This is a genomic window from Comamonas sp. w2-DMI, from assembly GCF_040187735.1.
GTDB lineage: Bacteria > Pseudomonadota > Gammaproteobacteria > Burkholderiales > Burkholderiaceae_C > Comamonas > Comamonas terrae.
In genome coordinates, this window is sequence record NZ_JBANEL010000004.1 from 34,445 (window position 1) to 48,587 (window position 14,143).

The 14,143-nt window shown below is 67.2% G+C and carries 14 protein-coding genes; 5 read left to right on the plus strand and 9 right to left on the minus strand.

What is annotated here, in order from left to right; genetic code table 11:
- The first annotated feature begins 132 nt into the window (after positions 1-132).
- The 3 genes from V8Z74_RS05930 (at position 133) to V8Z74_RS05940 (ending at position 3,215) form a co-directional block, all read left to right on the plus strand.
- Entirely contained in the window at positions 133-696 is a 564-nt protein-coding gene (locus V8Z74_RS05930; RefSeq protein ID WP_349708490.1) for a TRAP transporter small permease, read from the plus strand.
- Positions 693-1,991 (plus strand): TRAP transporter large permease, encoded by a 1,299-nt coding sequence (locus tag V8Z74_RS05935; protein WP_349708492.1) that lies wholly within the window; start codon positions 693-695, stop codon positions 1,989-1,991. The genes V8Z74_RS05930 and V8Z74_RS05935 overlap by 4 nt, the downstream gene beginning before the upstream one ends.
- 186 nt (positions 1,992-2,177) lie before the next feature.
- Positions 2,178-3,215, plus strand: a complete 1,038-nt coding sequence (locus V8Z74_RS05940; RefSeq protein ID WP_349708493.1) for a DctP family TRAP transporter solute-binding subunit — start codon at positions 2,178-2,180, stop codon at positions 3,213-3,215.
- Between the two features lie 56 nt (positions 3,216-3,271).
- Here the strand turns inward: V8Z74_RS05940 and V8Z74_RS05945 are convergent, their stop codons facing one another.
- On the minus strand, positions 3,272-3,859 hold the full coding sequence (locus tag V8Z74_RS05945) for a TetR/AcrR family transcriptional regulator (protein WP_349708494.1): 588 nt from the start codon (positions 3,857-3,859) through the stop codon (positions 3,272-3,274).
- A gap of 179 nt (positions 3,860-4,038) precedes the next feature.
- Between V8Z74_RS05945 and V8Z74_RS05950 the strand changes: the two genes are divergently transcribed.
- Positions 4,039-4,458 (plus strand): LIC_13387 family protein, encoded by a 420-nt coding sequence (locus V8Z74_RS05950; RefSeq protein WP_349708496.1) that lies wholly within the window; start codon positions 4,039-4,041, stop codon positions 4,456-4,458.
- A 30-nt stretch (positions 4,459-4,488) separates the two neighbouring features.
- Positions 4,489-4,881, plus strand: coding sequence for a hypothetical protein (locus V8Z74_RS05955; RefSeq protein ID WP_349708498.1), 393 nt, complete (start codon positions 4,489-4,491; stop codon positions 4,879-4,881).
- 13 nt (positions 4,882-4,894) lie between these two features.
- On the opposite strand, the gene V8Z74_RS05960 is transcribed toward V8Z74_RS05955, so the two are convergent.
- The 8 genes from V8Z74_RS05960 to V8Z74_RS05995 form a co-directional block, all read right to left on the minus strand.
- Positions 4,895-5,836: a 2-hydroxyacid dehydrogenase gene (locus tag V8Z74_RS05960; protein WP_349708500.1), complete on the minus strand. Its 942-nt coding sequence runs from the start codon at positions 5,834-5,836 to the stop codon at positions 4,895-4,897.
- A 108-nt stretch (positions 5,837-5,944) separates the two neighbouring features.
- A complete protein-coding gene (locus tag V8Z74_RS05965) occupies positions 5,945-6,913 on the minus strand; it encodes a PDR/VanB family oxidoreductase (RefSeq protein ID WP_349708502.1) in 969 nt (322 codons plus the stop codon).
- A 23-nt stretch (positions 6,914-6,936) separates the two neighbouring features.
- Positions 6,937-8,010 carry a Rieske 2Fe-2S domain-containing protein gene (locus V8Z74_RS05970; protein WP_349708504.1) on the minus strand — a complete coding sequence of 358 codons (1,074 nt, stop codon included), beginning with the start codon at positions 8,008-8,010 and terminating at the stop codon, positions 6,937-6,939.
- A 37-nt stretch (positions 8,011-8,047) separates the two neighbouring features.
- A complete protein-coding gene (locus V8Z74_RS05975) occupies positions 8,048-9,412 on the minus strand; it encodes an MFS transporter (protein WP_349708506.1) in 1,365 nt (454 codons plus the stop codon).
- 224 nt (positions 9,413-9,636) lie between these two features.
- The gene (locus V8Z74_RS05980) at positions 9,637-10,113 is read right to left on the minus strand and encodes a MarR family winged helix-turn-helix transcriptional regulator (RefSeq protein WP_066476044.1); all 477 of its coding nucleotides are present in this window, start codon (positions 10,111-10,113) and stop codon (positions 9,637-9,639) included.
- An 85-nt stretch (positions 10,114-10,198) separates the two neighbouring features.
- Positions 10,199-11,278, minus strand: coding sequence for a Rieske 2Fe-2S domain-containing protein (locus V8Z74_RS05985; RefSeq protein ID WP_349708508.1), 1,080 nt, complete (start codon positions 11,276-11,278; stop codon positions 10,199-10,201).
- 52 nt (positions 11,279-11,330) lie between these two features.
- On the minus strand, positions 11,331-12,095 hold the full coding sequence (locus V8Z74_RS05990; RefSeq protein ID WP_349708510.1) for a GntR family transcriptional regulator: 765 nt from the start codon (positions 12,093-12,095) through the stop codon (positions 11,331-11,333).
- Between the two features lie 171 nt (positions 12,096-12,266).
- On the minus strand, positions 12,267-14,105 hold the full coding sequence (locus tag V8Z74_RS05995; RefSeq protein WP_349708512.1) for an ABCB family ABC transporter ATP-binding protein/permease: 1,839 nt from the start codon (positions 14,103-14,105) through the stop codon (positions 12,267-12,269).
- Between the last annotated feature and the right edge of the window lie 38 nt (positions 14,106-14,143).

Here is a 14,143-nt window from a genome sequence, read left to right on the forward strand (position 1 = left end):
GCACTTGGATACCTTGATAATATTTATGTACATCTACCCGATGTTTCTCCACTCCACACCTCACGGTGCACAACGCCGCGGCGGTAGAGGGACTGCATTTGCCCATGTGTGTTTTTCTGACTTCCCGCGTCCATGTCCTCCACTCCACCCGAGACCGACGGTGCTGCCGACCCAGGCACGCACCCGGATGAGCCCCGCTCGCTGCGCATCGAAGACTGGCTCACGGTGATCATCATGGCCGCCCTGGCCCTGATCACCTTTGCCAACGTGCTGGTGCGCTACTTCACCAATTCCTCGTTTGCCTGGACCGAAGAGATTTCGGTCTTCCTGATGATTCTGCTGGCCCTGGTGGCCGGCTCGGCCGCGGTCGCGCGCGACCAGCACATCCGCATCGAATTCTTTTCCGACAGCGGCCCGGCCGCGCGCCGCAAGGCGCTGGCGCGCTTCGGCTCGCTGATGGTGGCGCTGCTGTTCGCGCTGATCGCCGTGCTCAGCGTGCGCGTGGTCTGGGACGATTTCCGCTTCGAGGAAACCTCGCCCGGCATCGGCGTGCCGCAGTGGTGGTATTCGGTCTGGCTGCCCGTGGTCTCGGCGCTGATCACGGCGCGCGCCATCGGCCTGTTCATCCGCCAGGGCCGGCCCGGCGCCTTCCCCGAAACGCCCGTGGAAAAAGACCACAGCAAGGAGATCGCATGATTGCCACCTTGCTGTTCGTCGCCTTCCTGGGCCTGATGTTCGTGGGCGTGCCCATCGGCGCGGCCCTGGGCCTGGCCGGCGCCGCTGCGATTGCGCTGGCCAATGCCGATGCCCAGTGGTTCGGCCTGCTGGCCGTGCCGCAGAACTTCTATGCCGGCCTGGGCAAGTACCCGCTGCTGGCCATTCCCATGTTCGTGCTCGTGGGCTCCATCTTCGACCGCTCGGGCGTGGCGCTGCGCCTGGTGAACTTTGCCGTGGCCATCGTGGGCCGCGGCCCCGGCATGCTGCCGCTGGTGGCGATTGCCGTGGCCATGTTCCTGGGCGGCATCTCGGGCTCGGGCCCGGCCAATGCGGCAGCCGTGGGCGGCGTGATGATCGCGGCCATGAGCCGCGCGGGCTACCCGAAGAGCTTCTCGGCCAGCGTGGTGGGCGCGGCCGCGGCCACCGACATCCTGATTCCGCCTTCCGTGGCCTTCATCATCTATTCGGTGCTGGTGCCAGGCGCCTCGGTGCCCGCGCTGTTCGCGGCCGGCATGGTGCCCGGCGTGCTGGCCGGCATCGCGCTTATCGTGCCCGCCGTGTGGATGGCCCGCAAGCACAGGATGGGTGCGCTCGAAGCCTCGCTGCCGCGCCCGCCGTTCTGGAAGAGCTTCAAGGAAGCCGCCTGGGGCCTGGCCGCGCCGGTGCTGATCCTGGGCGGCATGCGCATGGGCTGGTTCACGCCCACCGAGGCCGCCGTGGTCGCCGTGTTCTACGGCCTGTTCGTGGGCATGTGCATCCACCGCACGATCAGGGTGCGCGACCTGTTCACCATCCTGCGCGAAGCGGGCGAGCTGTCGGCCGTGATCCTGCTGGTGGTGTCGCTGGCCGGCATCTTCGCCTTCTCGCTTTCCACACTGGGCGTGATCGATCCGGTGGCCAACGCCATCGTCAACTCGGGCCTGGGCGAATGGGGCGTGATGGCGCTGCTGATCCTGCTGCTGATCACCGTGGGCATGTTCCTGGACGGCATCTCCATCTTCCTGATCTTCGTGCCGCTGCTGCTGCCCATCATGAACCACTACCACTGGGATCCCGTGTGGTTCGGCGTCATCCTCACGCTCAAGGTGGCGCTGGGCCAGTTCACGCCGCCGCTGGCCGTGAACCTGATGGTCAGCTGCCGCATCGCCGGCGTGCGCATGGAGTCCACCGTGCGCTGGGTCGGCTGGATGCTGCTGGCCATGTTCCTGGTCATGATCGCCGTGATCGCCTTCCCGCAGCTGGCGCTGTGGCTTCCGGCGAAACTTGGCTATTAACCCCCGGAGCGGCTTTGCCGCTTCCCCCTTCTCCCGCTTCGCAGGAAAAGGGGAACGACACCCGCGCGGCGGGGCGGCGCGGCCGGCCCAGACCATTGCGCGGTGTCCCCGGCTTGGGCTCTGCCCGCCACCTGGCTGCGCATCCCGCCTGCGCATCCGATCATTTTTTAACTGGAGACACAACCCATGAAACTGCGTACCTTCCTCACCACCGCCGTAGCCGCTGCTGCAGCCCTGGCCTTCTCCGCGCCTTCGGCCATGGCCGACACCAAGTACAAGAGCGAATACCGCATGTCCCTGGTGCTGGGCACGGCCTTCCCCTGGGGCAAGGGCGGCGAGCTGTGGGCCGACAAGGTGCGCGAGCGCACCCAGGGCCGCATCAACATCAAGCTCTACCCCGGCACCTCCCTCGTGCAGGGCGACCAGACGCGCGAGTTCTCCGCGCTGCGCCAGGGCGTGATCGACATGGCCGTGGGCTCGACCATCAACTGGTCGCCCCAGGTCAAGTCGCTGAACCTGTTCTCCATGCCCTTCCTGTTTCCCGACTTCAAGGCCGTGGACGCGGTGACGCAGGGCGAAGTCGGCCAGGAAATCTTCAAGACCCTGGAAAAAGGCGGCGTGGTGCCGCTGGCCTGGGGCGAAAACGGCTACCGCGAAATCTCCAACTCCAAGCATCCCATCAAGACGCCCGCCGACCTCAAGGGCATGAAGATCCGCGTCGTGGGCTCGCCCCTGTTCCTGGACACCTTCACGGCCCTGGGCGCCAACCCCACGCAGATGAGCTGGGCCGACGCCCAGCCCGCCATGGCCAGCGGCGCCGTGGACGGCCAGGAAAACCCCGTCTCGGTCTACATGGCGGCCAAGCTGCAGTCCGTGGGTCAGAAGTACATGACCATGTGGGGCTACATGAACGATCCGCTGATCTTCGTGGTCAACAAGGACATCTGGAACAGCTGGACCAAGGAAGACCAGGCCATCGTGCGCCAGGCCGCGCTCGATGCCGCCAAGGAAGAGATCGCCATCGCGCGCAAGGGCCTGGTCGAGGCCGACAAGCCCCTGCTCAAGGACCTGGCCGGCCTGGGCGTGACCGTGACCACGCCCAATGCCGCCGAGCGCGAAGCCTTCGTCAAGGCCACCCGCCCGGTCTACGACAAGTGGAAGAGCCAGATCGGCGCGCCCCTGGTGGACAAGGCTGAAAAAGCCATTGCGGCCAGCCAGAAGTAAACCAGGCCAGCGCTCACACAAAATCCCCGCCGGAACTCTCTGCGTGGGGATTTTTTTTATTCGTCCGCAGAATCTAGCAGCATGCGGGTCGCCATCTCGCACAGCAATTCCTCGAGCACGCCCGAAGCGATCAATGGCGAGCCCTCCAGCGCAGCAAAGCGCACCGTGCCAAGCACGGCGCGCGTGGCGACATAAAGGCGCGCATAGGACAGCGACGGGCCGCCCCAGCGCTGCAGATGGGCGGCCATGCGCTCGGCGGTCTCGCGCATGGACAGCGCAATGCGCCCGTCCTCATCCTGGTGCCAGGCAAATTGCGCCAGCTTGCGCTGCGCCGGCGTGCGCCCCGCAAAGCCGGTGACGATGCGCGCGACCACCCCCCTGGCCACCTCAGCGGCAGGCAACTTCTCACGCGAGGCCTGGTCCAGCCAAGCTTCGATGGCAACGACGGCTTCGCGCCGCAGTCCATCCACCAGCGCATGGCAGACCGCCTGCTTGTCCGGGAAATACTGGTAAAGCGTACCTACGGAAACCCCGGCATGCTCGGCAATGTAGTTGGTCGTGAGAGCTGCCTCGCCTTCCTTGACCAGAATCTGAGCCGTGGCCTGCAAAATGATGGCTACCGTACGTTGAGAACGAACCTGCACGGGCTGTCTTCTATTGGAAGACGCCGGTGTTCTGGAAGAGGTGGAGCGCATATGGCAAAACCTGAGCTCAAGACGAGTTTTCGAGCACGAGTTTAGCGACTACAGTGCCATCCACCGCCTTGCTCCAACCGCGCCATGCCAAACCCGCCTCCCCACAACGGATCAGATGAGGTCCGCCTATGAACTGGCCCGCCATACTGATCGCACTCGCCGGCTTGCTGATGGCGGCGCTGGGCAGCATCCACCTGCTCTACACGCTGCGCGGCCAGCGCCTGGATCCCGTCGATCACACACTGATCGCGGCCATGCGCCGCACACCCATGCACATCACGCGCGAAACCGATATGTGGCGCGCATGGCTGGGCTTCAATGCCAGCCATAGCCTTGGTGTGATCGGCTTCGGCACCATGCTTGCCGGGCTGGCCGTCAGCGATGCCCAGCTTTTTTCCGACCATCCTCTGCTCGCTATCTGGGCACTGGCGATGGTGGCCGGCTATCTGTGGATAGCGCGCGTCTGCTGGTTCTCGGTGCCAAGGCGCGGACTGCTGACCGCGCTGTGCCTGCTCGCCGCCGGTCTGCTGGCCCTGCTGCTGCGTTAAACCATGCAGGAGCTCGCATGCTTCTCTTCAATGGCTGCCGCACTGCTAGATGCGGCAGCCGCTGTCGCCCACTTCGCCTGCATCTTCTGGGGCACTCGCGGGCTGCGCCTGCTGGGTGCTGGCGAGCGCATCGCAAGGCTGGCCGATGCCGGCCACTGGTATCCGCCGCTGATCTCGGCAGCCATCGGCGCCCTGCTGTCGCTGCTGGCCGCGTACGCGCTATCGGGTACCGGCCCGCTAGACCCGCTGCCCGGCCGGCATCCGGTTCTGGCGCTGGCCGGCGCTGTCTTTCTTGCCAGAGCCGCGGCCACGCACTGGCTCAGGCCCTTGTTCCAAGGCAACAGCGCCAGGTTCTGGAGAGTTTCATCGGCCATCTGCGTGGCCCTGGGCCTGCTGCAACTGACAGCGGCTCTCGGGCACTGAACCGGCGACGGAGCTAGACCGGCGAAACCAGCGGCTTGCCGTCCAGATGGTTGCGCATGTTGGCAATGAAGCGGTCCACCGAGTTCTGCACGGCCTCGGGCGACCAGCCTCCCACATGGGGCGTGAGCACCACGGCGTCCAGTTCCAGCAGTTCGGCCGGCGGCGCGGGCTCGCTCTCGTACACGTCCAGGCCCGCGCCGGCCACGCGGCCCGCACGCACGGCAGCGGCCAGCGCGGCCGTATCGACCACCGAGCCCCGCGCGATGTTGACGAGAAAGCCCTTTTCGCCCAGCGCGTCGAGCACCTCGGCATTGACCAGATGGCGCGTGCCGGCGCCGCCGGGCGTGGCCACGAGCAGCACGTCGGCCCAGGCGGCCAGGGACAGCACGTCGCCGAAGTAGCGGTAGCCGGCGCCTTCGCGCGGCTTGCGGTTGTGGTAGCCGATCTCCATGTCGAAGGCCGCGGCCCGCCGGGCGATCTTGGCGCCGATGGCGCCCAGGCCGACGATGCCCAGGCGCTTGCCCGAGACATTGGGCGGCAGCGGCAGCGCCGAGCGCCAGACACCGGCGCGCGTGGCCTTGTCCAGGCGAACCAGAGCGCGCACGGCGGCGATCATCAGGCCCACGGCATGGTCGGCCACGCATTCGTCGTTGGTGCCAGCGCCGTTGCCCACGGCAATGCCGCGCTCCCTGGCATAGGCCACGTCGATGTTCTCGTAGCCCGCGCCCATGGCGCAGACTAGGCGCAGCGCCGGCATGCGCCGCATCTGCGCGGCCGACAGGCCGGTGGCGCCGATGGTGCATACGCACTGCACGCGCGCGCCATGGGCGGCGATGGCCGCTTCCGCCTGGCCGGCCTCGGGCGCGTAGACCACTTCGAAATCGGGAAAGCTTTGCGCCATCTGTTCGAGATGGGCGGGCAGTTGAAGGTTCAGGACTAGCAGGACTGGCTTCATGGCAGGCAGGGCGCGCTGTCGCGGGGCAGCGCATTCATGGCAAAGGCCTTATTCTGGACAGGCGGCGCCAGCCCTGCGCGCGCATGGTCAAAACCCGGCCTGCGGGCTTCAGAGGTCCAGCACCAGGCGCGCGGATTTGGCGCGCGAGCAGCAGGGCAGGAACTGGTCGCCCGCCGCCTGCTCGTCCTCGGTCAGGTACATGTCGCGGTGGTCGGGCCGGCCCGAGATCACGCGCGTGAGGCAGGTGCCGCACACGCCCTGCTCGCACGAGGTCTGCACGCACACGCCAATGGCTTGCAGCGCCTTCACCACGGTCTGGTCGGGCATCACGCGCACGACCTGACCGGTGCTGGCCACTTCCACCTCGAAGCTCTCGTCGTCGGCGCGGTGCTCCACCTCGCCCGCGAAGAACTCGTAGTGCAGCTGCTCCGGCGGCCAGCCTGCGACCCTGGCGGTCTCCAGCACCGCGTCCATGAAGCCCTTGGGCCCGCAGACATACAGATGCGCGCCGGGCTGCACCGGCTGCAGCAGCGCGACCAGGTCCAGCGCGGGCTGCCCGTCCGCCTGGTCCACATGCAGGCGGGCTCTTTCGGACCAGGGCGCGGCCTCGATGGCATCGGCAAAGGCCATGCGCTCGCGCGCCCGGGCGCAATAGTGCAGCTCGAAGTCGGCGCCCTCGCGCGCCAGCTGGCGCGCCATGGACAGTATGGGCGTGATGCCTATGCCGCCGGCCAGCAGCAGATGCCTTTGCGCCTGCGCGTGCAGCGCGAAGTGGTTGCGCGGCGCGCTGATGGAAAGATTTTGACCCTGCTGCAGCTGCTCGTGCACGGCGGCCGAGCCGCCGCGCGAGGCGCTCTCGCGCAGCACGGCGATCACGTAGCGGTCGGGCTCGGCGCAATCGTTGCTCAGCGAATACTGGCGCACCAGCCCGCCCGGCAGGTGCACATCGATGTGCGAGCCCGCGCTGAAGGCGGGCAGGCTCTGGCCCGGCAGCGCCTGCAGCTCCAGGCTGCAGATGCCCTGGGCCTCGTCCTGCTTGCGCGCGATGCGCACATCGAAGGTGGTCTCGTGGTTCATTCGGATGCTCTCTGTTGTCTGTTTCAGGCTTCGCAGGCCTCGCGGGCCCGGGCGCTGGCCGCACGCAGGCGCTCGATGACGCGCCGCGCGCGATTGGGGCCCACGTCCACGTGGATGTCGACCACCGGGCGCGCGCCGAAGCGCTGCTGGTTGCGGAACTGGGCCTCGATCACCACCTTGTCTTCCTCGAAGGTGGCCGCCGTCTGGTCGATGACCAGCTGCGTCGGGTCCTCCATTCCGGGATGGGGGTTGGTGGCAATGGTCCAGAAGTAATGTGCCGAGGTCTCGGTCTCGGGCGTCACGCCGTGGAAGCCCCGCATGTGAAAGCCCTCGCGCTGCGGGTTGTCCAGGCGGTCCGTGCCTGCGTCCATAGCGCCGGTCCAGATGCGCACGTGCGATGGGTGGAACTCCACCTCCTGCCAGCGGTCGATGCGGCCCTTGAACGGCCAGGCCGCGGCATAGGTCGGCGGAGGATCGGAGTCGGGCATGTGGCGCACCACCGTGACCACGTCGCCCTGCTGCGTGACCCGGAGCTCCGCGTTCATGTGGATGCGCGCGTTGCCGCCTATGGTCTTGAGGTGGACATAGCCCAGGTGGCTCAGGTCCAGCAGGTTGTCGTGGATCAGCTGGTAGGGCGCGTCGTAGTGGTAGACGCCGCCGCCGAAGCGGTAGCGCTCGTCGCTGTGCACCGCATAGGCAGGCGGCTCGCCGGCAGGCATGGAATCGGGCGTGGCGCCCATCCAGATCCAGAGGATCTGGTCGCGCTCGCGCAGCGCGAAGGACTTCACGCAGGCCTTGGCCGGAATGCGCTCCTGGCCCGGAATCTCCAGGCAGCGCCCGCCGTGGTCGAACAGCAGACCGTGGTAGCCGCAGCGCAGGCCGCGCGCCTCCACGGCGCCGCAGGACAGCGGCAGCTCGCGGTGGCAGCAGCGGTCCTCCAGCGCCGCCACGCGGCCGTCGGCGGTGCGGAACATGACCACGGGATGGCCCAGCAGCGTGCGCGCCACGGGCACGTCCTGCAGCTCCCAGGCAAAGCCGGCCACATACCACTGGTCCAGCGGAAAGGCCGGCGCGCCGGAATGAATGGTTTGCGTCATCGCTTGTCTCCTGATGGTGGATTCCGTGGCCGCGCCTTCAGTGCGCGGCAGCCGTCGCGCCGCCGTTCTGCGGTCGGCCCGCTGCGGGGCCGGGGATGCGGTGCATCCAGACGATGGCCGCGGCGAACACGAAGGCCGCGCCATAGCTCACGTACAGCTGGCTGGGCGACCATGCGGCATCGAGCAGGCCGCCGGCGACCAGCGGCGAGACGATGGCGCCCATGCGGCCCACGCCGATGCCCCAGCCCACGCCGGTGGCGCGCACGTCGCTGCCGTAGACCACGGGTGCGATCGCATACAGGCCCGCCACGCAGCCATTGACGAAGACGCCGATCAGAAAGGCCAGCGCATACGACACCCACAGCGCGCCCGAGCTGCCGACCAGAAAGCACAGCAGCACGGCCGTGATCAGCATGAAGACCGCCAGCGCGCGGTGCACGGCAAAGCGCGCGGCCAGCAGGCCCAGCAGCGTGGCGCCCAGGATGCCGCCCAGGCTCAGCAGCACGCCGCTGGTCACGCCCTGCTCGGCCGTCAGGCCCGAGGCGGCCAGCAGCTTGGGCGTCCAGCTCATCACGAAGTAAAAGCCGAACATCACCGAGAAGAAGGACAGCCAGACCAGCACCGTGGGCCTGCGCAGCCCGGGGCTGAACAGCTGCAGCGGTCCGCGCGCACGCGCCGCGGCGCCGGGCTGGGAGGCCGATTGCACGGGCGCCGGCAGTTGCGCCAGGTCCGGCAGGCCCAGCTTGCGCATCAGACGGTTGAGCCGCTGCAGCGCCCCTTCGGGACGGCGGGCCAGCAGGAAATCCAGCGACTCCGGCAGGGCCAGCCAGGCGACCACGAGCACGGCCAGCGTGGTGCAGCCCCCGAACATGAACACCGAGCGCCAGCCATGGTGGGCCAGCAGCCAGACCGCTATGCTGCCGCCTATGCTCGCGCCCAACGCATAGCCCGTGGACTGCAGGGTGACGGCCAGGCTGCGCCAGCGCTGCGAGGCGTACTCGCTGGCGATCACATTGCTGCAGGCCAGGATGCCGCCCACGCCCAGGCCCGTGACCACACGCAGCGCGGCCAGCTGCAGCGGCGTCTGGCTCCAGGCCGAGGCCAGCATGCCCACGCCCGAGATGGCCAGGCAGGCCAGGATCAGCGGCCGGCGCCCCAGCCGGTCGGCCCAGGGCGCCAGCAGCAGCGAACCCGCGGCCATGCCGAACAGCCCGGCGCTGAGCAAAAAGCCCAGCTCGGAGCCGCTGAGCTTCCAGTGCGAGGACACCGCCGAGGCGGTGAAGGCCATGACCAGCACGTCGAAGCCGTCGATCATGTTGAGGACCATGCAGATGCCCACGACGGACCACTGGAAGCGGGTCATGGGCTGCTCGTCCAGGTGCGCGCGCAGGTCCCGGCTCATGCTGGCACCTCCGCAGGGATCGGGGCAGCGCCTTCTGGCCGGCGCCCATGGATAGGCAGTTTCATTTTTGTCTCCTGTGGTTGTTTTCATTCAGCATGCTTAATCTCATTCAGTTTACTGAATGAACATGTGCATGCATGCAGGGATTTCCCGCGCCGCAGCCGGCCGTCACGGCGGCTGGACGATGGCAGCCCTGCGTCTCGCAGGGCTGCAACCTGCCCGTGCTACAGGCTGCCTGCCGCGTCGGAGGCAGCAGCTCCCGCATCGTGCAGCTGCACGAACTTGCGCAGCAGCCGCTTGAACTCCGCCTGCTCCCCCGGCTCCAGCGCCGAAAGCATGCGCTGGTGCAGCTCGTGCACATTGGGCACAAAGGCCGCCAGCATGGCTTCGCCATCGGCCGTCAGGCTCAGGCGGCGCTGGCGCCGCGGCAGGATTTCGCGGTGAATCCAGCCCTTGCTTTCCAGCCGCGCGGCAATATCGGCCGTCGTCGAGTTGTCCAGCGCCACCAGCTTGGCCAGCGTGACCTGGTCTATGCCCGGCGACTCCTGCAGCATGCGCAGGATGGCGTATTGCACGGGCGTCACGTCCGGCCCCAGCACATCGCGGAACAGCTGCGTCGCGATCTGCTGCGCACGGCGGATCAGGTGGCCCGGCTGGTCGTAGAGGTCCAGGGAAATCTGGTCGGAGGCGGAAGATGGCATGCTGCGGCGAATCAGGGGCTATCCAAAGGAGAACCTTCAAGGTTACCGCATTCATGGACATCCTCCCTCCCCGCCGGCGGGCCGGCTAGGCCACGGCCGCCTGGCGCAGCGGCGCCTCCTCTTCCTGTGCCACCAGCCGCTCGATGATGCGGCGGGACTGCACGCCGCCCGCGTCGATGTTGAGCTTGAGCAGCTGGCGCTCGGGATGGTCCGCCAGATTGCGCTGCTGCAGTTCCAGCATTTCCAGGTCCTCGCTGAAGATCTTGTGCTGGCCTTCGCGGATCAGGTCGGTCACGGCGGCGTCGCCGGGATTGAACTTGCGCGCCATGCCCCAGAAGTACCACATGGAGCCGTCGGTCTCGGGCGTGATGAAGTCCACCACCACGCTGTAGACCTTGTGCGCGTCGTCGGCCTCGTAGCCGCCCTTGCCCGCATGGGCCACGCCGACCTCGATCATCACGTGGCTGGGCGGGGTGAAGCGGCAGATCTGCCAGCGGTCCACGTTCACATCGTCGGCCAGGCCGTTGCTGCGCAGCGCCATCTTCCAGAACGGGGGCGCGGGGATGTCGTGCATGAAGCGGCTGGTGATGACTTCCTCGTCGCCGCGCGTCTCGGTCTTGCAGGGCGTCTCGTCGATCTCGGCCTGGCCTATGCTGCTGGCATGCACATAGGTCTCGTGCGTGAGATCCATGAGGTTGTCGATCATGAGCCGATAGTCGGCTTTGATGTGGAACAGGCCGCCGCCATAGGCCCATTCGGAATCGCCATGCCACTTCAGCACGGGGATCAGGTCCGCATCGGCCAGTTGCTGCTCGCCCGGCCAGACCCAGATGAAGCCGTAGCGCTCCTGCACCGCATAGCTCTTGATGGCGGGAAAGCCGCGCACGCGCTGGCCCGGCATGGCAATGGTCTTGCCGTCGCAGCCCATCTCCAGCCCGTGGTAGCCGCAGACCAGCTTGCCCTCGCAGACACGGCCCAGCGACAGCGGCGCGCCGCGGTGCGGGCAGAAGTCCTCGACCGCCGCGATGCGGCCTTCCTGGGCGCGGTAGAAGACCATGCGCTCGCCGCAGATCTGGCGGCCCAGCGGCTTGTCCGTCACTTCGGCGGCCGTCGCGGCCACATACCAGGTATTGCGGGGATAGGTGCGTGCTTGGGGGTTGCTCATCGTGGTGTCTCCTTGTCTGTTTTCTTAAGGGGGTGGCCGGCGGGCCGCGCGCCTAGCGGCCGGCACGTATCAGCTGGGCGCCAGGCACGCCCGCCGTCTCGGGCGAGCGCATGGCTTCGCGCAGATTGCGCCGCGCAATGCGCGAGTGCTCCTTCATCAGTGCCTCGGCACGTGCGCCTTCGCGGTGCTCTATGGCCTCCAGCACTGCACGGTGCTGCTCCTGCGCGAGAAGCAGGCTGCAGTGGGCGCGCGGGGACTCCGAACGCGCGACCACGAAGCCCGAAGGCGAGGCGAACGGCAGGCGCTTGACACGTTCGAGCTCGCGCTGCATGAAGCTGCTGCCCGACATGTCGAGCAGGATGTCGTGGAATTCCGAATTCAGCGCCACATAGCGCGAGAACGCCTCGTCGCCCCAGCCGGCGGCGTCGAGCACGCGATCGATGGCATCCAGGCAGCGCTCGGCGCGCGCCAGCAGCGGTGCTTCGACGCCGCGCTCGGCTGCCATGCGTGCAGCCAGGCCTTCCAGCGTGCCGCGCAGTTCGATGGCGTCGGAGACATCGGCCTCGGACAGCACGCGCACCCGGTAGCCGCGCCCGCCCGCCGTGGCTTCGAGCATGCCCTCCTGCTCCAGGCGCATCAGCGCCGCGCGGATGGGCGTGCGCGAGATGCCCAGGCGCTCGGCCAGCACCAGCTCGGAAATGCGCTCCCCCGCCGCCATCTCTCCGGCCAGGATCATTTCGCGCAGCTGCAGCTGCGCCTTGACGACCTGGGAATGGTTTTCTTCGGGTGCGGGGGCTGGAGCTAGCGCTCGTGGCATGTCGGGTCGGCCTTATGGGTTCGATGGACAGAATGTATACATACAAATCAATAAATGGTTGATCTTTCTGCAAATAAAAGGGTAAACACCTAATCACATGTATACATGAAAAGAAAGCTCGCCATGAAAAAGGCCGCCCGGGGGCGGCCTGCGCAATAGGCAACGGAGGGCTCAGGCCGGCTGGGCCGCGGGCTCGGATTCCGGCTGGTTGCGTTGCAGATTCCACATCTGCGCATAGCGTCCGCCCTGCGCCAGCAGGGCTTCGTGCGTGCCGCGCTCGATGATGCGGCCGCTGTCCATGACCAGAATCTCGTGGGCATCGACCACGGTGGAGAGACGGTGGGCGATCACCAGCGAAGTCTTGCCCTGGGCCGCGCTGCGCAGCTCGTTCTGGATGGCGCGCTCGTTGGCCGAGTCCAGCGCCGACGTGGCCTCGTCGAAGATCAGTATGGGCGGATTCTTGAGCAGGGTGCGCGCAATGGCCACGCGCTGCTTTTCCCCGCCCGAGAGCTTGAGGCCGCGCTCGCCCACGCGCGTCTCGTAGCCCTGGGGCGTATGCACGATGAAGTCGTGGATGCGCGCGGCGCGTGCGGCAGCTTCCACCTCCTGGCGGCTGGCGCCGGGACGGCCATAGGCAATGTTGTATTCCACCGTGTCGTTGAACAGCACCGTATCCTGCGGCACGATGCCCACCGCCGCACGCACGCTGGCCTGGGTCACGCCGCGGATGTCCTGGCCGGCGATGCGCACATGGCCGCCCTGCACGTCGTAGAAGCGGAACAGCAGGCGCGCCAGCGTGCTCTTGCCCGAGCCCGAAGGGCCGACCACGGCCACGGTCTTGCCCGCGGGAATCGCGAAGCTCACGTCATGCAGGATGGGCCGGGCCGGATCGTAGGCAAAGTCCACGTGCTCGAAGCGCACCTCCGGCGGCGCGGCCTCCAGCCGCAGGGGCCGGGCATCCGGCGCATCGGCCACTTCGCGCTCCTTGTCCATGAGCGTGAACATGCGGTCCAGGTCGGTCAGGCTCTGCTTGATCTCGCGGTAGATCACGCCCAGGAAGTTCAGCGGTATGTACAGCTGGATCATGAAGGCGTTGACCATGACCAGGTCGCCCAGCGTCAGCCGCCCGTCGACCACGCCCTGCGTGGCGCGCCAGAGAATGGCCACCAGTGCCGCTCCAATGATGAGCTGCTGGCCGCAATTGAGCATGGACAGCGTGGTCTGGCTCTTGAGGCGCACGCGGCGCAGCTGTTCCAGGTTCTCGTCGTAGCGGCGCGCCTCGAAGGCTTCGTTGTTGAAGTACTTGACGGTCTCGTAGTTGAGCAGCGAATCGATGGCCTTGGTATGGGCCGCGGACTCCTGCGCATTGGCCTCGCGCCGAAAGCGCGTGCGCCACTCGGTCACCGTCACGGTGAACGTGATGTAGAAGGCCAGCGCCGCCAGCGTGATCACGGCGAACCAGATGTCGAAGCGCACGGCCAGGATGCCCAGCACCAGGCCCATCTCGATCAGCGTGGGCAGGATGCTGTAGAGCGAATACGAGATCAGCGATTCGGTGCTGCGCACGCCGCGCTCGATGTCGCGCGTCATGCCACCGGTCTGGCGCTCCAGGTGAAAGCGCAGCGACAGCGCATGCAGATGCTCGAAGGTGGTCAGCGCGATCGAGCGCGAGGCGCCCTGCGTGGCCTTGGCAAAGACCAGATCGCGCAGCTCCGTGAACAGCGTGGTGGAAAAGCGCAGCAGCCCGTAGGCCAGCAGCAGCGCCACCGGAACGACCAGGACCGCCTGGGCCTGGCCCGGCCGGATGTCCAGCGCATCCACCAGATGCTTGAGCAGCACGGGCACGCCCACATTGGCCAGCTTGGCCCCGACCATGAACAGCAGGGCGGCGGCCACGCGCCACTTGTATTGCCATAGGTAGGGCAGCAGGCGTTTGAGCGCGCTCCAGTCCTGGGAAGACGATGCCGAAGATAAGGGTAAATCCCTAGAAGAACCACTGTCGCGACGCATTTGGGACAATCAGGATAGTTTTGTTTTCCCCCGATTGT